19 protein-coding genes are annotated in these 20,986 nt (G+C 69.3%); 8 read left to right on the top strand and 11 right to left on the bottom strand.

The features are described 5' to 3' along the window. Positions 1–7: 7 nt before the first annotated feature. Positions 8–637 carry a response regulator gene (locus FHS42_RS03615; RefSeq protein ID WP_184569092.1) on the bottom strand — a complete coding sequence of 210 codons (630 nt, stop codon included), beginning with the start codon at positions 635–637 and terminating at the stop codon, positions 8–10. A 58-nt stretch (positions 638–695) separates the two neighbouring features. Further along, the gene (locus FHS42_RS03610) at positions 696–1,856 is read right to left on the bottom strand and encodes a GAF domain-containing sensor histidine kinase (protein WP_184568975.1); all 1,161 of its coding nucleotides are present in this window, start codon (positions 1,854–1,856) and stop codon (positions 696–698) included. A 150-nt stretch (positions 1,857–2,006) separates the two neighbouring features. Between FHS42_RS03610 and FHS42_RS03605 the strand changes: the two genes are divergently transcribed. Together FHS42_RS03605 and FHS42_RS03600 are read left to right on the top strand one after the other, a co-directional pair. Further along, on the top strand, positions 2,007–2,708 hold the full coding sequence (locus tag FHS42_RS03605) for a nitroreductase family protein (protein WP_184568974.1): 702 nt from the start codon (positions 2,007–2,009) through the stop codon (positions 2,706–2,708). Positions 2,709–3,030: 322 nt separating this feature from the next. Continuing rightward, positions 3,031–3,798 (top strand): transglycosylase SLT domain-containing protein, encoded by a 768-nt coding sequence (locus FHS42_RS03600; protein WP_184568973.1) that lies wholly within the window; start codon positions 3,031–3,033, stop codon positions 3,796–3,798. A gap of 238 nt (positions 3,799–4,036) precedes the next feature. Here FHS42_RS03600 and FHS42_RS03595 read toward each other — a convergent pair whose 3' ends face one another. Further along, a complete protein-coding gene (locus FHS42_RS03595) occupies positions 4,037–6,781 on the bottom strand; it encodes an ABC transporter ATP-binding protein/permease (protein WP_184568972.1) in 2,745 nt (914 codons plus the stop codon). 999 nt (positions 6,782–7,780) lie between these two features. Here FHS42_RS03595 and serB point away from each other — a divergent pair. Together serB and FHS42_RS03585 are read left to right on the top strand one after the other, a co-directional pair. Continuing rightward, positions 7,781–9,025, top strand: coding sequence for a phosphoserine phosphatase SerB (serB, locus tag FHS42_RS03590; RefSeq protein WP_184568971.1), 1,245 nt, complete (start codon positions 7,781–7,783; stop codon positions 9,023–9,025). Positions 9,026–9,060: 35 nt separating this feature from the next. Next, positions 9,061–9,432, top strand: coding sequence for a VOC family protein (locus FHS42_RS03585; RefSeq protein ID WP_184568970.1), 372 nt, complete (start codon positions 9,061–9,063; stop codon positions 9,430–9,432). 185 nt (positions 9,433–9,617) lie between these two features. Here the strand turns inward: FHS42_RS03585 and FHS42_RS03580 are convergent, their stop codons facing one another. The 4 genes from FHS42_RS03580 to FHS42_RS03570 form a co-directional block, all read right to left on the bottom strand. Beyond that, positions 9,618–10,136: a SixA phosphatase family protein gene (locus FHS42_RS03580; protein ID WP_184568969.1), complete on the bottom strand. Its 519-nt coding sequence runs from the start codon at positions 10,134–10,136 to the stop codon at positions 9,618–9,620. 401 nt (positions 10,137–10,537) lie between these two features. Further along, positions 10,538–10,819 (bottom strand): hypothetical protein, encoded by a 282-nt coding sequence (locus tag FHS42_RS03575; RefSeq protein WP_246494122.1) that lies wholly within the window; start codon positions 10,817–10,819, stop codon positions 10,538–10,540. A 354-nt stretch (positions 10,820–11,173) separates the two neighbouring features. Then, a complete protein-coding gene (locus tag FHS42_RS38075; RefSeq protein ID WP_281392684.1) occupies positions 11,174–11,290 on the bottom strand; it encodes an SGM_5486 family transporter-associated protein in 117 nt (38 codons plus the stop codon). Between the two features lie 41 nt (positions 11,291–11,331). Beyond that, positions 11,332–12,864, bottom strand: a complete 1,533-nt coding sequence (locus tag FHS42_RS03570) for a CynX/NimT family MFS transporter (RefSeq protein ID WP_246494121.1) — start codon at positions 12,862–12,864, stop codon at positions 11,332–11,334. Positions 12,865–13,062: 198 nt separating this feature from the next. Between FHS42_RS03570 and FHS42_RS03565 the strand changes: the two genes are divergently transcribed. Beyond that, positions 13,063–13,737, top strand: coding sequence for a FadR/GntR family transcriptional regulator (locus FHS42_RS03565; RefSeq protein WP_184568968.1), 675 nt, complete (start codon positions 13,063–13,065; stop codon positions 13,735–13,737). Between the two features lie 35 nt (positions 13,738–13,772). Here the strand turns inward: FHS42_RS03565 and FHS42_RS03560 are convergent, their stop codons facing one another. From FHS42_RS03560 to fabG, 3 genes are all read right to left on the bottom strand, one after another. Beyond that, a complete protein-coding gene (locus tag FHS42_RS03560; protein ID WP_184568967.1) occupies positions 13,773–14,063 on the bottom strand; it encodes a hypothetical protein in 291 nt (96 codons plus the stop codon). A gap of 329 nt (positions 14,064–14,392) precedes the next feature. Continuing rightward, a complete protein-coding gene (gene fabI / locus FHS42_RS03555) occupies positions 14,393–15,169 on the bottom strand; it encodes an enoyl-ACP reductase FabI (protein ID WP_184568966.1) in 777 nt (258 codons plus the stop codon). A gap of 5 nt (positions 15,170–15,174) precedes the next feature. Beyond that, entirely contained in the window at positions 15,175–15,879 is a 705-nt protein-coding gene (gene fabG, locus FHS42_RS03550) for a 3-oxoacyl-[acyl-carrier-protein] reductase (protein ID WP_184568965.1), read from the bottom strand. A 345-nt stretch (positions 15,880–16,224) separates the two neighbouring features. On the opposite strand from fabG, the gene FHS42_RS03545 reads away from it, so the two are divergent. From FHS42_RS03545 to tyrS, 3 genes are all read left to right on the top strand, one after another. Next, positions 16,225–17,748, top strand: coding sequence for a TldD/PmbA family protein (locus FHS42_RS03545; protein WP_184568964.1), 1,524 nt, complete (start codon positions 16,225–16,227; stop codon positions 17,746–17,748). Beyond that, a complete protein-coding gene (locus FHS42_RS03540; protein WP_184568963.1) occupies positions 17,745–19,178 on the top strand; it encodes a metallopeptidase TldD-related protein in 1,434 nt (477 codons plus the stop codon). The genes FHS42_RS03545 and FHS42_RS03540 overlap by 4 nt, the downstream gene beginning before the upstream one ends. Before the next feature lie 65 nt (positions 19,179–19,243). After that, on the top strand, positions 19,244–20,512 hold the full coding sequence (gene tyrS, locus FHS42_RS03535) for a tyrosine--tRNA ligase (protein ID WP_184568962.1): 1,269 nt from the start codon (positions 19,244–19,246) through the stop codon (positions 20,510–20,512). Positions 20,513–20,659: 147 nt separating this feature from the next. Here the strand turns inward: tyrS and FHS42_RS03530 are convergent, their stop codons facing one another. Next, positions 20,660–20,932 (bottom strand): GlsB/YeaQ/YmgE family stress response membrane protein, encoded by a 273-nt coding sequence (locus FHS42_RS03530; protein ID WP_184568961.1) that lies wholly within the window; start codon positions 20,930–20,932, stop codon positions 20,660–20,662. Positions 20,933–20,986: the final 54 nt, after the last annotated feature.

Raw genomic sequence — 20,986 nt, 5'->3', positions numbered from 1 at the left:
TGAAACGTCAGTCGCCAATCCCATGACGGACGGCCCACAGGGCAGCCTGGGTGCGGTCGGACAGGTCGAGCTTCATCAAGATGTTCGAGACGTGCGTCTTGACGGTCTTCTCCGACAGGACCAGGGCCCGGGCGATCTCCCGGTTGGAGCGGCCGTCCGCTATCAGCGCCAGCACCTCCCGCTCACGGTCGGTGAGGGTGCCACTACGCCCGTGGCCGCCGTGCGTCTCTTCCTGGGACAGCAGCGCCCCTGCCACCTCGGGCTGAAGCAGCACATGCCCGGCGTATACGGAGCGGATGGCGCCCGCGAGGGCCTCCGGGTCCACGTCCTTGTATACGTAGCCGGCCGCGCCGGCGCGTAGCGCAGGGACGACGGTGCGCTGCTCGGTGAAACTGGTGACGATCAGCACCCGGGCCGGATTGTCCAGCTCGCGGAGCTTGCGCAGTGCGTCGATTCCATCGGCGCCCGGCATCTTGACGTCCATCAGGACGACGTCGGGCCGTAGCTCCTCGGCGCGGGCGACGCCCTCCTCGCCGTCCGACGCCTCGCCGACCACCTCGATGTCCTCCTGCACTTCGAGGAAAGTGCGCAAGCCCCGGCGCACCACCTGGTGGTCATCGACCAGCAGCACCGAGATGCGCTGCTGCCCGGTGCGTGGCGGCTGGGTCGCGGCCGTTTGCTGTGTGCTCTCCGGTTCAGCCACCGGGCACCTCCATCTCGATCACGGTGCCCTTGCCGGGCGCGGATTCCACGGTGAGTGCGCCGCCAACAGCGGCTGCCCGGTCGCGCATGGAGACCAGCCCCAGATGCCGTCCGGCGCGGCGGACTGCGGACGGGTCGAAGCCACAGCCGTCATCGCGTACGCACAGCAGCGCGCCGCTGTCACCGTGCCGGGCCAGCGTCACCTCGACGTGGGCCGCTCCCGCATGCCGCAGTGCGTTGTGCAGGGCCTCCTGGGCGACCCGCAGCAGCGCCTCCTCCTGGGCGGACGGCAATGCGCGTACGCCCTGGGAGGCAAAGGTGACCTGGGCGTTCTGGGCGCGGTCGAGGACCTGTACCTGGGTACGCAGGGTAGCGACGAGGCCATCCTCGTCGAGCGCGGCCGGGCGCAGTTCCACGACGGCGGCGCGTAGCTCGTCGGCGGCTTCCGCGGCCAGGGCCGCCACCTGTTGCAGCTCGCTCTTGGCTCGGTCCGGGTCGCGGTCTACGAGGGCGGTGGCGGCCTGGGCCGTCAGGCGCAGCGAAAAGAGCTTTTGGGCGACGGCGTCGTGCAGCTCGTGGGCGAGCCGGGCGCGCTCGCCCGCGATGGTCAGCTCGCGGCTGCGCTCGTAGAGCCTGGCGTTGGTCAGCGCGATGGCGGCGTGCTGGGCGAGGATGCCGAGCAGTTCCTCGTCATCGGCGGTGAAGCCGCAACCACCCGCCGGCTTGCGGCACTGCTTGTTGGCCAGGAAGAGCGCGCCGAGCACCTCATCGCCATCGGCGATGGGCAGGCCGAGGAAGTCGGACATCTCGGGGTGCGCGGTGGGCCAGCCTTCGAACCTGGGGTCAGTCCTGACGTCGGCCAGCCGCTGCGGCGTCGCGTCCTTGAGCATGGCGGCGAGGATGCCGTGCTGGCGTGGCAGCGGGCCGATGGCCTTCCACTGCTTGTCACTCACGCCGTCCACGACGAACTGGGCGAAGCCCCCGTGATCGTCGGGGACGCCGAGCGCCGCGTACTTGGCGTTGAGCAGTTCGCGGGCCGAAACGACGATCGTCTTAAGGACGTCACGAACCTCCAGTTGTCGGTTCATGGCGAGCAGCGCGGTACTCACGGCTGCCAGGCCGGTTCCGGGGCCGAATCCCGGTCCTTTGGTCATGGCCTCACCGTACCGGCGGGCTCAGGGGGGCGTATCGGGCCGGCGACGGCAGGGGGCTGGGCCGTGGGACCTAGGCCGAAGGGCCCTGGCGGGGCGGGAAATTCTGGCATCCGTCCCCCATGACGACCGGGCCAGGGCCAGACTCGGCGTATGTCTGTACTCACGCGGAACTGGACCCCAACCCACGGCGACCCCTACCGACCAGTCCCCTACCGCCCTACGCGGATGGACCCGACCGAGTCCCTGGAGCGCGCAGCCGAACTGCGGCGACGGATGGATGAGCGCAGGACCGTACGGCAGTTCTCCGCCGATCCGGTGCCTGAGCAGGTGGTACACGACGCCATCGCCTGCGCGGCCACCGCACCTTCCGGGGCGCACCAGCAGCCTTGGACCTTCGTTTTGGTCAAGAATCCCGAGGTGCGGCGCCAGATCAGGGAGGCAGCGGAGGAAGAGGAACGCCGTTCCTATGAGGGGCGGCTCGGCGAGGAGTGGCTGGCGGCGCTGCGGCCCCTGGGCACCGACGAGGTCAAGCCGCACCTCACGGACGCGCCGCAGCTCATCGTCGTCTTTGAACAGCGCTACTGGTTGGGCGAGGACGGCGCCAAACGCAAGCATTACTACGTGGACGAGTCGGTGGGCATAGCCGTCGGGATGTTGCTGTCCGCACTGCATCTGTCGGGGCTCGCTGCCTTGATCCACACGCCCAGTCCGATGCGGTTCCTGTCCCAGGTGCTGGGGCGGCCGGAAAACGAGAAGGCGTTCGCCGTGATTCCGGTCGGCTATCCCGCGGATGACTGCGCGGTTCCCGACCTGACGCGCAAGGCGCTGCCACAGGTGATGGTCGAGGTCTGATTTCGGCCACCGTTCGTAGGCAGGTGCTCACACCGGGCGATGCTGTGGGGTGCCCGGTGTGAGCCCGCGCATAGGACCCAGATCACCTACGAACGGGAGTAGTGGACGATAACGCCCTCATGGGCGGGAACCCACCCCGATTGGCCAGGTCCGACTACCCCCCTTTGCCACGAAGCGGGGTAGTACGTCACACCTTTGCCAGGGGTTTTTGCGGCCGCTAACAATTGCGGAGTCGCACGGCGCCGTCATCAGACGCGGCGCTCTTCTTTCGCGCCGATGCTCCGGCCACTGCGACTCCCGCGATCAGAAGAGGTTCCCCCGCATGCCCGTCCCCAGCATTCGTGGTTATCACCGCCTGCCCAAGACCCACAAGTTCTCCACTGCCGGCATAGCCGCCGCGGGCGCCGTCGCTCTGGCGTTCGCGGTTGTCCCCGGCCAGTCCGACGCCAAGCCGAACTCGACGGCGCTGTCCGCACAGCCCGTCGCCCTGGCTCAAGCGGCGTTCGGCGGCAAGGCACTGCACTCCAGCCTGACCCAGCAGTCGCAGACCGCGCAGAAGCAGGCGAAGACCGAGGCCATCGCGCGTAAGACGGCTGCCGTCAATGCGGAGCAGAAGGCCACCGCCGATGCGCTGAAGTCTCGGCAGGTCAAGGCCGCGGCCGACATGAAGGCCGCGAAGGAGCGCACCGCTGGGCAGAGCGCGGCCAAGGAGCGCTCGGGCAAGACCGCCAGCCGGTCCGCCGCGCGCCTGCCGGTCCCGACCACCTACGCCGACAACCTCGATGGCTGGATCAAGGAGTCGCTGTCCATCCTGCAAAAGAAGGGCATCCCGGCCAGCTACGAGGGCATTCACCGCAACGTCATGCGGGAGTCCAGCGGTGACCCGCAGGCCATGAACGACTGGGACGTCAACGCGGTCGCGGGCATCCCGTCCAAGGGCCTGCTTCAGGTGATCCCGCCGACGTTCAAGGCGTTCCACGTCGAGGGCACGTCCTGGAACATCTACGACCCGGTCGCCAACATCACGGCCGCCTGCAATTACGCGGCTCAGAAGTACGGCTCGATGGACAACGTGGACTCGGCGTACTAAGCGGTACGGCCGGGCCTCCCCCACCGGCCGTGTGCGCGCCAGGCTCCCGCTCGGGCCTGGTTGCGCGCAACCGCATGGTGCACCTCCCGTAGGTGCGGGTTCTGTGCCGTGTGGCGCGCATCCTGTAGGACGCGCTCCTTGCCTCGCATGACGTCGAAGGGCGGCACCCTCCCCGGGGTGCCGCCCTTCGACGTCGTCGTATGGTCCCCCGCGCGTGACGCGTCAGGCCCGTGTGCCGCTACTTGCGCATGACCTCCGGCTCATGGCGACGCAGCAGCCGCGCGACGGCGAAGCCGCAGATGACCCCCAGGGCGATCAGCATGAACATGTCGATGCTCCACTGCCCGACCGAGTGCTCCCACAGCGGGTCGAGGTCCTTGGGCTTCTTGCGATCCCAGGGGTTCATGACGTTTCCGAGGTCGAGCGTCGCGCCCGAGGCCCCGATGGCCCAGCGGGAGGGCATGAGATAGGCGAACTGCTCAACGCCGGGCGAGTCGTAGATCTTGAACAGCACACCGGTGAACACGACCTGCACGATGGCGAACATCACCAGCAGCGGCATGGTCTTCTCGGAGGTCTTCACCAGCGCGGAGATGACCAGGCCGAACATCATCGAGGTGAAGCCAAGGGCGATGATCACCAGACACAGTTCGGCCGCGGGCGGGATGATCAGCCCGTCGTCCGGCAGGTCGCGGGTGGAGAAGCCGATCGCGCAGATGATGACGCCCTGTAGCGCGGTGATGAGGCCCAGCACGATGACCTTGGACATCAGGTAGGCGGAGCGGGAGAGGCCGACCGCTCGCTCTCGTTCGTAGATCACCCGTTCCTTGATCAGTTCTCGTACGGAGTTGGCGGCGCCGGAGAAGCACATGCCGACCGCGAGGATCAGCATGATCGTGCCCGCGTCCTGACTGTGCTGTCCCTTCGGCCCGGCGACCAGGTCGTACTCGGAGGGGATGACCACGCTGACCGCGCCGAGCACGGCGGGCAGGATGATCATCAGGCCGATGAATCCCCGGTCCGAGGCGATCACCGACACATAGCGCCGCATCAGCGTCCACAACTGCGACACCCAGCTCTGCGGCTTTTGCGTGCGCGCCGGTGGCGGCTGCACATGGACGGACTGCGCGGCGACGGCGTCGATGTCGGCCGCGTACATCTGGTAGTGCTGCGAGCCGCGCCAGCGGCCCGCCCAGTCGTAGTCGCGATAGTTCTCGAACGCGGAGAAGATATCGGCCCAGGTCTCGTAGCCGAAGAAGTTGAGCGCCTCCTCCGGCGGGCCGAAGTAGGCGACGGAGCCGCCGGGGGCCATCACCAAAAGCTTGTCGCACAGGGCGAGCTCGGCGACGGAGTGCGTGACGACGAGCACCGTACGGCCGTCGTCGGCAAGGCCGCGCAGCAACTGCATCACATCGCGGTCCATGCCCGGGTCCAGGCCCGACGTCGGCTCGTCGAGGAATATCAAGGACGGCTTGGTCAGCAGCTCCAGGGCCACCGACACGCGCTTGCGCTGGCCGCCGGAGAGCGAGGTGACGCGCTTGGCGGAGTGGATGTCGAGCTTCAGCTCGCGCAGCACCTCGCCGATCCTGGCTTCCCGCTCGGCCTCGGCAGTGTCGCCGGGGAAGCGGAGCTTGGCCGCGTACCGGAGCGCCTTTTTTACGGTCAGCTCCTTGTGCAGGATGTCGTCCTGCGGCACAAGGCCGATGCGCTGCCGCAGCTCGGCGAACTGCTTGTACAGGTTCCGGTTGTCGTACAGGACGTCGCCCTGGTCGGCGGGGCGGTAGCCGGTGAGCGCGCGCAGCAGCGTCGATTTGCCGGACCCTGAGGGGCCGATGACGGCGACCAGCGACTTCTCGGGGACGCCGAAGGTGACGTCCTTGAGGATCTGCTTGCCGCCATCCACGGTGACGGTCAGGTGGCGGGCCGAGAAGGACACCTCACCGGTGTCAACGAACTCCTCAAGGCGGTCACCGACCAGCCGGAAGGTGGAGTGACCGACACCGACGATGTCGCTGGGGCCGATGATCTGGCGGCGGACCGGCTGGCCGTTGACATAGGTGCCGTTGTGGCTACCGAGGTCAACGATCTCGAACCGGCCATCGGACATGGCCCTGAACTCGGCGTGGTTTCGCGAGACTTGGAGGTCCGAGACGACCAGTTCATTCTCCAGCGCACGGCCGATTCGCATCACGCGTCCGACAGCGATCTGGTGGAAGGTGGTCGGGCTCCGATCCCCGTGCGCCGGTACGGCACCGGGGCCATCCCCACCCGGCGTCTTCTGCGCGGGGATCGCTTGTGGCGCCTGCTGCGGTACCTGCTGCGGGTGTTGGTGCTGCTGGTGCGGGACCTGCTGCTGATGTTGCTGCTGGTACGCCTGCGGGGGCTGCATGTGCGGCGCCTGCTGCTGCCCAGGGAACTGCTGCGGCTGGGCGGCGTGCTGCTGCCAGCCCGGCTGTTGCTGGCCCGGCGGCTGAACCGGCTGTTGCTGGCCCGGCGGCTGCTGGCCCGGCTGTTGCCAGTGCTGTTGCTGCTGCGGGTGTTGCTGCTGGTTTCCGCTGAAGCCCGACTGTGGCTGCGGGGCGGAAGCCTGCTGCGACGCGGCTATCGCATTCTGCGCGCCGTACGCCTCGGCCTTCAGCGGCGCTTCCCCAGCGGCCCCGGCGGTCCCAGCGGCCACGGGCGCGCCGGTGAAGTTCAGCCGCGGGCCGTCGGAGGCGTTGCCCAGATGGACGGTCACACCCGGGGCGATCTCCACGTGCTGAATGCGCTGGCCTTGCACATAGGTGCCGTTGGTGCTGCCGTGGTCCTCGATAAGCCAGCCGTGCCCACCCCATCGCACGGTGGCGTGCCGCCACGAAACCCGAGCGTCCTCCAACACCATGTCGCCCTGCGGATCGCGCCCGAGGCTGTACGCCCTGGACGGATCGAGCGTCCAGGTCTGTCCATTCAATTCCAGTACGACTTCCGGCACTCCATGCCCCAATTACTTGTCCCCCGAGTTACCCCCTACAGCAGGGAGTCTAGGGATGGCGAACATCGTGAGGAACTATTTCAGGCTCGGTCCCCTAACCGAAAGCCGGGCCTTGACACGGCCCTGTAACGGGTGCCGTGAACTGCGGAGAAAATCCCCCGGAGAACAGTAAGCACCACGGATGCGTACGGATCACACGTATCCGGGCACTCAGTGCGGTAATCGAGGGACGGCGAGCAGCAGAGCGGGGGCGGGCTCCCAAGCGCCTGCCAGCGGAGTGCGCCGGCTCCACACGGCTCCACAGCCTCACCGAGATGGCAACAATACGGTCACGATCAATGACCTCACCCTTGCCCTCGACGATTCCTTGCGCTTGGCGATGCCCTCGTCGATTTCGGCGACAGTGACGGAGCCGGCCGCCAGAGGAATCCCCGGCAATCTTGGCGGCGAACTCCGAGATATAGCCGATTTCGGCGATATCGGCAGCAGTTCGCTGGACCGAATCCCCCGACCGCCCGCACACAAAGGCCACGGAGGCTCCGTCTTTGCTCCCTTCCCTCCTCCCTGCACACTGGCGAATCGCTCCCCGGCAGCGCTCACGGGGCGCGCCGCTGTCTCGCGCACGGGCATGGGGCCGCCGGCTGGAGGAAGCCGGGCTCGCGGCCAGCGACTGGAGGGGGCCAGGCTCGCGCGACCCTCCCCCGCGCACCACCATGTGTCGCGTAACGCACCGGACAGTGTAAGAGGGCCCCGTAGCGGCTCGGGGCGCAGTCCCCGACTGTGGGAACCACCCGGACAGCCGCATCATCGTCTGATGAGCACCGTGCGGTCGGTGCAGCCCTTGCCGTACGCCGCCTACGCCGCACAGCGACCGCGCAGGAGCCGCGGCGGAACCAGACAAAAACGGAACCTCACGTGCCGGTGACAGCCCGGCGACCAGTAGCCGTACGACTGTCCGCGCTCCGGACAGGCGGACGGTATACCTCCCGGGCCAGCTACCGTGGAATCACCATGAGCACCTCGCAGACCATCCCTGTCACGTCCGTGCCCGGCGACGACGTACCCACCCTTCTCGTCAAGATCTTCGGCAAGGACCGCCCCGGCATCACCGCCGGACTCTTCGACACACTCGCGGCCTTTGAGGTCAACGTTGTTGACATCGAGCAGGTCGTCACCCGCGGCCGGATAGTGCTCTGCGCTCTGGTCACCGCGCCGGAGGGGAACGGCGCCACGGAGGGCGAGCTGCGCTCGACCGTGCACAGCTGGGCCGACGCTCAGCAGCTGCAAGCCGAGATCATCTCCGGCCTGGGCGACAACCGACCGCGAGGCACGGGCCGCTCGCACGTCACCGTGCTCGGCCACCCGCTGACCGCCGATTCGACGGCGGCCATCGCCGCGCGCATCACCGGCATCGGCGGCAACATCGACCGTATCTTCCGGCTCGCCAAGTACCCCGTGACGGCCGTGGAGTTCGCCGTGTCCGGCACTGAAACGGAGCCCTTGCGTACGGCGCTCGCGCTGGAGGGCGCGGCACTCGGCGTGGATGTCGCGGTGGTGGCCTCCGGGCTCCAGCGGCGCGCACAGCGGCTGGTGGTGATGGATGTGGACTCGACCCTGATCCAAGACGAGGTGATCGAGCTCTTCGCGGCGCACGCCGGCTGTGAGGCCGAGGTCGCCGAGGTCACGGCGCGGGCGATGCGCGGCGAGCTGGACTTCGAGCAGTCACTGCACGAGCGGGTCGCGCTGCTGGCGGGGCTCGATGAGTCGGTGGTGGACAAGGTACGGGCGGAGGTCCGGCTCACGCCGGGGGCGCGGACCCTGATTCGTACGCTCAAGCACCTCGGCTATCAAGTGGGCGTGGTGTCCGGGGGGTTCACCCAGGTCACCGACGACCTCAAGGACCGCCTTGGGCTCGCCTTCGCCTCGGCCAACACGTTGGAGATAGTGGACGGCAAGCTCACCGGGCGTGTGGTGGGTGAGGTCGTGGACCGCGCGGGCAAGGCCAGGCTGCTGCGCAGGTTCGCGGCCGAGGCCGGGGTGCCACTGGCGCAGACCGTGGCGATCGGTGACGGCGCCAACGACCTGGACATGCTCAACGCAGCGGGACTCGGCGTCGCCTTCAATGCCAAGCCCGTGGTGCGGAAGGCCGCGCACACCGCTGTCAATGTGCCGTTTTTGGACACCGTTCTGTATCTGCTCGGCATCACCCGCGAAGAGGTCGAGGCCGCGGAGACGCACACGCCCGAGGATTTCTAGGGTCCTCCACGCGATCACCGGGCACACTGGCCGCCATGCCTATCTCGCTTCATCACATCGTCATCGACGCCCATGATTTGCCCGCCCTGGCCCGGTTTTGGGCTGAGGTGCTGGGTTGGCGGATTCTGTCCGAGCGGGAGCGGGAGGTCGTGATCGGTCCGGACGAGAGCGCGCCAGTGGGTATCTGCTTCATGCCGGTGACAGAACGTAAGGCCGGCAAGAACCGTCTGCACCTCGATCTGACGACCGCGGCGCGGGACCGGGAGGCCGAAATCGAGCGCGTCATCGCACTCGGTGCCCGCATGGCGGACGTCGGCCAGAGCGGCAACGAGTCATGGACCGTGCTGGTCGATCCGGAAGGCAATGAATTTTGCGTGGTTCGCCCGAAGGAGACCCTTATCGGCTAATGGCTGTTTCGGGCCATCGCATTCGGAGCTCGGGGCCGCCCAGCAGCGCGGCGCCGAGTTTCCCGCGTGGGCCGCTCATATCGCGAGCCGGGGCCGCAGCGGCGCGGTCCCGGCTCGTGATGCCGGCCCGGCGGGCCATGGGGCCACGGTCGCCGGCCGGCGGCTGGCACCGGCCGGCGCGCGGCTCACTCCTGCGGTGACCAGTAGGCGGTCAGCCGGCCCGCGCCATGCTCGACCGACTTCCAAGAGCCCTGGAAGGTCAGCACCGCGATGGCCGCGGTCGGGAAGCCGCCCCGCGCCATTCGCGCCAGCGCATCGCCCTCGGCGTCGCCCGCCAGGGCATCGGCTAGGGCGTGCACGCTCGGGTTGTGGCCCACCAGCAGCAGGTCGTTGACGTCGTCAGAGGTTTCGTTGATCAAAGCGATGAGTTCGCCGAGCGACGCCTCGTACATCCGGTCCTCGTAGACCGTCTTCGGGCGCTGCGGCAGTTCGTGGACCATGAGCTTCCAGGTCTCGCGGGTACGGACCGCACTGGAGCAGAGGGTGAGTTCCGGGGTGATGCCGGCCGAGGCGAGCCAGCGTCCAGCGACCGGAGCATCTCTGCGACCACGCTCCGCGAGAGGCCGCTCATGATCGGCTTCTTCGGCCCACTCGGCCTTCGCATGTCGGACAATGACAATCCTGCGGAGAACATCGACGCTCATGCATTCCAGCTTCGCATGAAACGAACTGCAAGGCGCGGGGTGTTGGGACGCTGGCCCGGTACGAGTGGCGGCGCGCGCGGGGGCGCGGCCATCAGCATGTGTGCTGGTACGGGCCCTGTTCGCGCCGGGAACAAGGCTCTCGGCCCCGGGTAGGCGCACCCAGTGTCAGGGGGCCGCACGGTCCTCGCCGAGCCCGCTGGGCCGGCCCCGGAACCGTTCGCTCCGCGGCAGTAGCGCGGCCGAGTGGCGAGGCGCTGCCAGAGCGGCGGCAGCGAACGGGCAGGGGCGGCGGAACGGTGCCGGGCAGGGGAACGGGCAGCGGCAGGAAACGGGCGGCGGAACGGGCACCTGTGAGGTAAGGCCCGGATGCCGGTGCGGTGGCTGAGCCGTGGTCCGTGGTCCTACGACAGCAGCTGAACGATCGAGTCCCGGACCCAGGTGAAGAATTGCGCGATATGTCCCGTACCGCTCTGGGCGGCATGGGCGTCAGACGGGCTGAAGAGCAGCAACAGCAGAGCCGCGAACACCACGGCGGGCAGCGCGATGGCCCACCACGGAAGCTGCACCTCCACCCCGTCCCGGTGGACGCCGGCGGAGCGCAGCCCTGCGCCGGAAGCGACACGAGTACCGGAGGCCCGCGTCCGGTCGGGCCGTCCGGCGTGGCTGTACGCAGGGGCTGGCATGGGATCGCCTCCGGAGAACGATGGGGCGGCGCACCCGCCTGCACGGCCGCGCCCACCGCTGCGGCGCGGTGTACATCGAACCTATGAAAGCTTGACCACTGAGCCCATCCGGTGACCCACCCACTTACCCCTGAGCCTTACCCCCTAGGGGAGGGTGGGGCTAGCACCACCATGCGAGCGAACGGGCGGCGGCCAGGTCGTACCGCAGCCGAGTGCGCCCGCGGCATCACCAGGTCGGGCGCACCGCGCCGACCAGCTCCGCCACACCGCGCCGACCAGCTCCGCTGTACCGCGCCGTCCAGATCCGCCGCACCGCGCTGGGTGCCGTGCCGCGCTCCGTGTGGGTGGTGGGGTTCAGGGGGAGGCGATCGTGGCGATCACGCCGATGACGATGGTGATGCCGAGCATCACGCCGAGGATGGTCAGCAGCTTCTTCTGACCGTTTTGGGGGTTCGGATCGAGGACAGGCATGCGCCCAGTGTCCCACTCCCCCGTGACGGGCCGCGCCGAGGTCAGATCTCGTCCTCGACGGTGCGGTCGCGGCCTGCCAGGACCCCCGCGGCGATCTGCGGTATCAGCAGCCCGGCCATCAGGATGATCGGCAGATCCCAGCCGCCGGTGTGCTGGTAGAGCACTCCGACCAGCAGCGGGCCAGGGATCGAGATGAGATAGCCGACGCTCTGTGCGAAGGCCGACAGCCGGACCACTCCGGCGCTGCTTCGGGCCCGCATGCCGATCATGGTGAGGGCGAGTGAGAAGGCGCAGTTGGAGATGCCGAGCAACAGTGCCCAGGCCCAGGCGCCTGCGGCGGGTGCCAGCCACAGTCCCGTGTAACCGACGAGCCCGCAGGACCCGAGGACGACCACCAACACGCCCTGATGCCGCAGCCGGGACGCGAGCTGGGGCAGCACGAAGGAGAGCGGCACACCGAGGGCCATGGTCAGGGCCAGCAAAACGCCCGCGGTGGAGGCGGAGACCCCGGCGTCGCGGAAGATCTGCGGCATCCAGCCCATGGTGATGTACGCGCCGGTCGCCTGGAGCCCGAAGAAGACCGCGAGGGACCAGGCGGTGGGGCTGCGGGTGATGCGGCGGCTTCCCGGCTCGGCGGAGCCGGCGAGGGCGCCCTGCGGGGCCGGGGCGTCCGCACCGGTGGCGACAGGTGCGGCGGGGTTGGCCGGTGAGGCGGGTGCATCGGATGGGGTGCGTGCGGCGCCCGCTTCGGATGGCGCGGGTGTGGCGCCCGTACGCGCGGGCCGCTCGGTCCGCACCACGGCGAGCCAGGGCACCACCGCTACGGCGGCGAGCGTGGCCCAGAGCACGAGACCGATCCGCCAGTTGTCGCCCAGCGCACCGGTCAGCGGCACGGTGCTGGCCGCGGCGACCGATGTACCAAGGGCGAGCGCCATGGTGTAGATGCCGGTCATCGACCCGACCCGGTCGGGGAACCGGCGCTTGACGATCACCGGCAGCAAGATGTTGCTCACCGCTATCCCGGCGAGCGCGAGCGCACTGGCGAGCAGGAACCCAACGGTGCCGCCGGCGAAGGGACGGATCAAGGTGCCCGTGCCGATGGCGGCCAGCCCCGCGCAGACCACGGCCGCCGGCCCCCACCTGCGGGCCAGGCGGGGCGCCGTCAGGCCGAAGACGGCGAAGCACAGGGCGGGCATGGAGGTGAGCATTCCGGCGGTGGTGCCGCTCATTCCGAGCCCGTCGCGTACCTCCTCAAGCAGCGCGCCGAGGCTGGTGATGGCGGGTCGGAGGTTGAGCGCGGCCAAGATCAGCGCGGCGATCAGCAAGCGGCGCTGCCATGGCGCACCCCGCTGCGCCGCATGGTCGGCCGCTGCGCCGCGTTCCAGGTCAGCGCCGGCAGCGGCCCGTGTGCCGTGCTTGGTGAGCACGCCCGTGCCGGCGGCTCCCAGCGCACCGGGGGTCGCCGGCGCTCCCTGCATGCCCCGGGCCGTGGGAGCGGGCGGGCGGCCTGGCGCGGGCGCGGGTTCGCCGCGCGGGGCCGTATTGCCGCTCGTAGGAAGGTCGTCGTCCGCCATGGCGCCATCATAGAATCATGGGATGAATGACTGTCCAGTCCGCTGGGGTGCCCGTTGGCCGGTGCACGGGGCCGTGCCGCCGCGCGGGGGCACTCCTCGTACGGGGAGCGGTCGAACGACCTGTGCGCTACCCCCTAGCGGCGGCGCGGCATCATGGAGGCTTCGCCAGCCGCTCGGCCGTCACCGTCCAGGAGAGTCATGCCACTGACCTCACCCCGGCGTTCCGCGCTCGCCGACCAGGTGATCGCCCAGCTCCGCGCCCAGATCACCTCCGGCGAGTGGCCGGTGGGTTCGCGCATCCCCACCGAGCCCGAACTCGTCGAGCAGCTCGGGGTGGCCCGTAACACCGTCCGTGAAGCGGTCCGTGCCCTCGCGCACAACGGTCTGCTCGACATCAAACAGGGTTCGGGGACCTATGTGATCGCCACCAGCGAGTTGGCCGGGGTGATGAACCGCCGGTTCGCCGGTGCAGACCCCCGGCACATCGCTGAGCTGCGCAGCGCGCTGGAGGCGGAAGCGGCACGGCTGGCAGCGCGGCGTCGTACGGAGCAGGACATGGCGCAGCTCAGCACACTGCTAGAGCGGCGCGAGCGGGCTTGGGAGTCCGGCGCCGCGGAGAGCTTTGTCGAGGCGGACGCCACGCTGCACATGGCCGTCGTGGCTGCCTCTCACAACGAGGTGCTCGCGGAGTTGTACGCGGACCTCAGCATGGTGCTGCGGGACTTCCTGCGCGCCGACGTCGGCGACCGGCTGCGGCCCGAGTCCTATGTGGACCACGCGCGGCTGGTGGCGGCGATCCGCGAGCGGGACGACGTACGGGCCGCTGCGGAGGCGAGTGCGCACCCGTTCGGGTGCCGTTTCAAGGACGAGTGAGGGGCACCCACTGCTCGGCCGCGCCTGCCCACGGTTCAGCCGTGCGTGACCCAAACGCGCTGCATGTCCTTCCAGCAGCGATCCGGAAACGTGCTGACCTGGGCCGGGCCCACCTCGACGGCGCGGCCGTCGATATCCGGGTCCCACCAGCGGCGGCACTCGATGTGCAACTGGATGCAGCCCGTGTCCGCGTCGGGGTTGAAGCAGGTGGCGGTGCCCACACTGCCGCGTACCGAGGTGCGGCATTTCGCCTCGGTCGGCGCGGCGTCGGCGAGCGGCGCCACCAGTACGGTCAGGCCCGCCGCGGCAGCGGCCAGAGCGGCCATCCGGCGATGGCGCACGCGCCCGCCGGCACCTCCTGCGCACGCTGCCGGGAGGCAGTTTCCCGGCCCTTTCAGTGTGGCCGCGGTCGCTCGACCGCACGCATGGAGACGCCGGACGCCCGCTCGCCCGAGGGCGAAGCGGGCGTCACATCGGCTTGTACGAGCGCACGCCGCACGGGCGCACCTCGTACCAGACTCAAGGAGCCGATCGGCCGGCGTCGGCGTGCGACGTCGGTGCGGCACACCCCACCGATGCAGGTCGGGTGCCCGCGCGGGACGATTGACTGCCAGGCCAGCGGGCCGGGCCCGGTCATCGGGCCAGCAGGCTGGGGTCAGGCGCCCATCATGTGTACGCCGCCATCGACGTGCACGACCTCGCCGGTGGTCTTGGGGAAGAAGTCGGACAGCAGCCCGACCACGCCACGGCCGGCGGGCTCGGGGTCGGCCAGGTCCCAGCCGATGGGGGCGCGGTGGTTCCAGACGTCGGCCAGTTCCTCGAAGCCCGGGATGGACTTGGCGGCCATCGACTTGAGCGGCCCTGCCGAGATCATGTTGCAGCGGACGTTCTTGGCACCCAGATCGCGCGCCAGGTAGCGGCCGGTGGACTCCAGGGCGGCCTTGGCCACGCCCATCCAGTCGTACTTGGGCCAGGCGATCGACCCGTCGAAGGTGATCCCGACGACTGACCCACCGCCGCGCTGCTCAAGCAGCGGAAGGCAGGCCATCGTCAGCGACTTCAGCGAGTACGCCGAGACGTGCAGCGCGGTGGAGACATCCTCCCAGTCCGCCTCAAGGAAGTTGAACGCGCCCGGCGGGCCGAAGGCGATCGAGTGCACCACGCCGTCCAGGCCGGTGTCGTCGCTGGAGTGCTCGCGGATCTTGTCCGCGAGCGAGTCCAGGTGCTCCTGGTTTTGTACATCCAACTCGATGACCGGCGCGGGCTTGGGCAGCCGCTTGGCGATCCGCTGCACCAGCGTGACCCGCCCGAAGCCGGTCAAAATGACCTCCGCGCCCTCCTCCTGCGCCACCTTCGCGGCGTGGAAGGCGATGGAGTGGTCGGTGAGGACGCCGGTGATCAGGATGCGCTTGCCTGCGAGGATTCCACTCATGTCGTTCAGTGACCCATGCCCAATCCGCCGTCGATGGGGATGACGGCTCCAGTGATGTACGCGGCCTCGTCAGAGGCCAGGAAGCGGACCGAGGCGGCGATCTCCTCGGCCTGGCCGTAACGGCCCAGCGGCACCTGCTTCACAATGCCCTCCCGCTGCTCGTCGCTGAGCGCACGGGTCATGTCCGTATCGACGAAGCCAGGGGCGACGACGTTCACGGTGATGTTGCGGGACCCGAGCTCGCGCGCGAGGGAGCGGGCGAAGCCCACCAGACCGGCCTTGGAGGCGGCGTAGTTCGCCTGACCCGCGGAGCCGAGCAGGCCCACAACGGAGGAAATGAGCACGATACGCCCCTTGCGGGCGCGCAGCATGGCGCGGTTGGCGCGCTTGACGACGCGGAAGGTGCCGGTGAGGTTGGTGTCCAGGACGGTGCTGAAGTCCTCTTCCGACATGCGCATCAAAAGCTGGTCGCGGGTCACGCCCGCGTTGGCGATCAGCACCTCGACCGCGCCCTGCTTCTCCTCGATCTCCTTGTACGCCTGCTCCACCTGCTCCGGCTCCGTGACGTCGCACTTCACGGCAAGAAACCCGGCCGGCGGCTCGCCGGAGCGGTAGGTAATGGCAACCTTGTCCCCCGCTTCGGCGAACGCACGAGCGATGGCGAGGCCGATGCCCCGGTTTCCTCCGGTGACGAGAACCGAGCGGCTCAAGGGTTCACCCTTTCGATAAGCGGTCTGGATACCCGAAAACTATCTCTCCACGGCTGCCGCGGCGAAGCCGCCTCCGACAGGGGCGTACGGCCCCCGCTGTGGAGTCCCTACAGAAGCGGGCGCTCCACCGGCCTCGGCCGGCTCCCGGCGGTTCCCGGCGTGGAGGGACGCGGCGCAGGGGCCGCTCCCGTACGGGCGGCGCAGTCACCGCTTTTCTGGCGGCAGAGGCGCTGTTCTTGTGGCGGCAGAGCCGTCTCGTCACGCCGGCGCGAAAGTTCGCCTACCCGGCGCGGTGGCGTGATTCACTGCCGTGACGCATCGAGTCATCGAGAAGGTGAGGCGCCCGTGGCGCACGAGATTGACGAGTCCTTCCTCGCGCTGCCGCTCCGCGCGCTCGCCGACGCGGCGCTGGCACGCGCTCGCGCCCTGGGCGCCGCACACGCGGAATTCCGCTTCGAGCGGGTGCGCAGCGCATCGTGGCGACTGCGAGACGCAAAGCCTGCGGGCTCATCGGACACCACCGAACTGGGCTACGCGGTGCGGGTGGTGCACGGTGGGGCGTGGGGGTTCGCCTCGGGTGTGAACCTGAGCATGGACGCGGCGGCGCGCGTGGCGGGGCAGGCAGTGGCGATGGCCCAGTTGTCCGCGAAGGTGATCAAGGCGGCCGGGTCCACCGAGGTCGTGGAGTTGGCGGACGAGCCGGTGCACGCGGAGCAGACCTGGGTCTCCTCGTACGAGATCGACCCGTTCGCGGTGCCCGACGCCGAGAAGACCGGCCTGTTGGCGCAGTGGAGCGAACGGCTGCTCGCCGCGGATGGCGTGGCGCACGCGGACGCGTCGCTGCTGACCGTGCACGAGAACAAGTTCTACGCGGACACCGCTGGCACCGTCACCACCCAGCAACGGGTGCGGCTGCACCCGGAGTTGACGGCCGTGGCCGTGGACCCGGCGACGGGTGAGTTCGACTCGATGCGCACCCTCGCGCCGCCGGTCGGCAGGGGTTGGGAGTATCTGACCGGCACCGGTTGGGACTGGGACGGCGAGCTGGCGCGGATGCCGGAACTGCTCGCGGACAAGATGCGCGCCCCATCGGTTGAGGCGGGGGCGTACGACCTGGTGGTGGACCCGTCCAATCTGTGGCTGACCATCCATGAGTCGATCGGACATGCCACCGAACTGGATCGCGCGCTTGGCTACGAGGCGGCGTACGCAGGCACCTCGTTCGCCACCTTCGACCAGCTCGGCTCCCTCGCGTACGGCTCCGGGATCATGAACGTGACCGGTGACCGCACCGCCGAGCACGGCCTGGCCACCATCGGCTACGACGATGAGGGGGTGGCCGCGCAGTCCTGGGACCTGATCAAGGACGGCACCCTCGTGGGGTACCAGCTCGACCGCCGGATCGCGAAGCTGACCGGCTTCGAGCGGTCCAACGGGTGCGCGTACGCGGATTCGCCGGGCCATGTGCCGGTGCAACGGATGGCGAACGTCTCGCTCCAACCCGCGCCGCAGGGCCCGTCCACCGACGAGCTGATCGGGGAGGTTGAGCGCGGCATCTATGTCGTGGGTGACCGCTCCTGGTCGATCGACATGCAGCGGTACAACTTCCAGTTCACCGGTCAGCGCTTCTTCAAGATCGAGAACGGTCGGCTGGCCGGCCAGTTGCGCGACGTCGCCTACCAGGCGACCACCACCGACTTCTGGGGCTCGATGTCGGCAGTCGGCGGGCCGCAGACCTATGTGCTGGGCGGCGCGTTCAACTGCGGCAAGGCCCAGCCGGGCCAGGTGGCGTCCGTCTCGCACGGCTGCCCGTCCGCACTGTTTCGCAATGTGAACATCCTGAACACCACGCAGGAGGCCGGGCGATGAGCGCCGCCACACCGAGCACCAACGCACCGCACGAGATCGTCGAGCGGGCCCTTGAGTTGTCCCGTGCCGACGCCTGCGTGGTGATCGCGGACGAGCAGTCCAGCACCAATCTGCGCTGGGCGCGCAACGCGCTGACCACCAATGGCGTCACCCGCGGCCGTACGCTCACCGTGATCGCGACGGTGAACGGCCGCGAAGGCACCGCCTGCGGGGTCGTCTCGCGGTCCGCGGTGACCGCCGATGACGTCGAACCCTTGGTACGGGCCGCCGAGGCCGCCGCCAGGGACGCGGGCCCGGCTGAGGACGCCGGGCCGCTGACCAGTGGCGCGGGCATCGTCCCGGCCGCGGACTTCGCCGGCGCCCCCGCCGAAACCTCATCCGATGTGTTCGCGGCGTTCGCCCCGGCGCTGGGTGAGTCCTTCGGCCTGGCCCGGCGCGCCGGGCGCGAGCTGTACGGCTACGCGTACCACGAGATGGTCTCCAGTTACCTCGGCACCTCCACTGGGCTGCGGCTGCGGCACGACCAGCCCAGCGGCACCCTGGAGTTGAACGCGAAGGCACCGGGCACCGGCACCACGACGACACCACGCTCCGCGTGGGCCGGGCGCGCCACCCGGGACTTCACCGACGTGGACCCGCTGGCCCTGGACGCGGAGTTGGCCCAGCGCCTGGAGTGGGCGAAGCGGCGCAGCGAGTTGCCCGCCGGGCGGTACGAAACGTTGCTGCCCCCGACCGCCGTGGCCGACTTGCTCATCTACCAGCTCTGGTCGTCATCGGGCCGGGACGCGGCCGAGGGCCGCACCGTGTTCAGCAAGCCGGGCGGTGGTACCAGGATCGGCGACAGGCTGTCCGAGCTGCCGCTGACGCTGCGCAGCGACCCGGCCGAGCCCGGCCTTGAGGCGGCGCCGTTCGTGCTGGCGCACAGCTCCGAGGGCGATGCGTCGGTGTTCGACAACGGGCTGCCGCTGGGGGCCACCGACTGGATCAAGGACGGTGCGCTGACGCGGCTGGTGACCAGCCGGCACAGCGCCGAGCTGACCGGGCTGCCGGTGGCGCCCGCGGTGGGCAACCTGATCTTGGACGGGGGCGGCTCCCGGACCCTTGACGAGATGGTCGCTGACGCCGGACATGACGGGCCCGCGCTGCTGCTGACCTGCATGTGGTACATCCGCGAGGTCGATCCGGCGACATTGCTGCTGACCGGTCTCACCCGCGACGGCGTGTACCTGGTGGAGCGGGGCGAGGTCACCGGCGAGGTGAACAACTTCCGGTTCAACGAGTCGCCGGTGGACCTGCTGTCCCGGGCCAGCGAGGCGGGCCGCACCGAGCGCACGCTGCCACGCGAGTGGGGTGACTGGTTCACCCGGGCCGCCATGCCCGCGCTGCGGGTGCCGGATTTCCATATGAGCTCGGTCAGCCAGGGCGTATAACCTCATACGCGGAAAAGAGTCGGCCCCGCGCGGCCGGCCGAGACAGCCAAGGAGATACGAGAACCGTGACGGACATCGTCGATGACCTGAAGTGGCGTGGGCTGTTCGCCCAGTCCACGGACGAGGACGCTTTGCGCAAGGCCCTCGCGGACGGTCCCGTCACCTTCTATTGCGGCTTCGACCCGACCGCCGCATCGCTGCACGTCGGCCATCTGGTGCAGGTGCTCACGGTGCGGCGGCTCCAGCAGGCCGGGCACCGGCCACTGGCCCTTGTGGGCGGGGCGACGGGGCAGATCGGTGACCCCCGGCCGACCGCCGAGCGCACGCTGAACGATCCCGAGACGGTCGCGAACTGGGTCACACGGCTGCGGACCCAGATCGAACCGTTCCTGTCCTTCGACGGCGAGAACGCGGCCGTGCTGGTGAACAACCTGGACTGGACGGCGGGCCTGTCCGCGATCGAGTTCCTGCGGGACATCGGCAAGCACTTTCGGGTCAACAAGATGCTCACCAAGGACTCGGTCGCCCGCCGCCTTGAGTCCGAGCAGGGCATCAGCTACACCGAGTTCAGCTACCAGCTGCTCCAGGGCATGGACTTCCTGGAGCTGTACCGGCGATACGGCTGCGTGCTCCAGCAGGGCGGCAGCGACCAGTGGGGCAACCTCACGGCCGGGATCGACCTGATCCACCGCCTGGAGTCGGACGCCGTGGTGCATGCGCTGGCGACGCCGTTGATGACCAAGGCGGACGGCACCAAGTTCGGCAAGACCGAGGGCGGGGCCGTCTGGCTCGATCCGGAGATGACGACTCCGTACGCCTTCTACCAGTTCTGGCTCAATGTGGATGACCGGGACATCGGCCGGTACGCGCGCATCTTGTCCTTCAAGAGCCGCGAGGAGCTGGCGGAGCTGGAGCAGCTGACCGAGGACCGGCCGCAGGCGCGCACCGCGCAGCGTGCGCTGGCCGAGGAGCTGACGGCGCTGGTGCACGGGCCCGACCAGTGCGCGGCGGTCATGGCCGCCTCCCGGGCACTCTTTGGGCAGGGTGACCTCGCCGCGCTGGATGGGGCGACGCTCAACGCGGCGCTGTCCGAGCTGCCGCACGCGAGGATGACCTCGCTGGCGCCGGTCATTGATCTGTTCGCCGCGGTGGGTCTGGTGGCGAGCAAGTCGGCCGCACGGCGCACGGTGAAGGAGGGCGGGGCGTACGTGAACAACGTCAAGGTGACCTCTGAGGACGCCGTGCTCGACGAGGCGGACCTGCTGCACGGCCGCTGGCTGGTGCTGCGGCGGGGCAAGAAGAACCTGGCCGCGATCGAGGTCGCGGCCGGCTGAGCCGCCGGTCCTCGCTCGCGCGATAGGCCGCGGCACCGGCCGGCACAACCTGGCGTGCGATGTTCTGGCCGGCCTACACCGGACGGTCACGGTGGCCGGCCGGCCCACGCCAGACGGTCACCGTGCCGGCCGGCCCCTGTTCGGCGGTCAAGCGCGGCGTTTGCCTCGGATCGAGGCCCAGAGCGAATCGCCGACGCCGACGACGAGAACAGCACCGGCCAGTTGCAGCAGGTGCCGAATCCAGTCCACGCCCTTGGTGTCGTCCACTCCGATCCAGCCGGCAACGGAGTTGCCGATGATGCTGCCGATGATGCCGAAGATGACCGTCAGCCAGAGCGGGATGTTCTGTTTGCCGGGAAGGATGGCCTTGGCCAGTAGGCCGAGTACCAGACCCACAATGATTGCCCACAACCAGCTCATGTCGCCTCCTCGTGCGGCGCCGTGTGCGCATGACGTCATCAGTGTCCGGCCGGT

Source organism: Streptomyces zagrosensis (assembly GCF_014203645.1).
Taxonomy (GTDB): domain Bacteria; phylum Actinomycetota; class Actinomycetes; order Streptomycetales; family Streptomycetaceae; genus Streptomyces; species Streptomyces zagrosensis.
The sequence above is the reverse complement of the archived record's forward strand: the minus strand, read 5'-3'. Positions and strand labels throughout refer to the sequence as shown.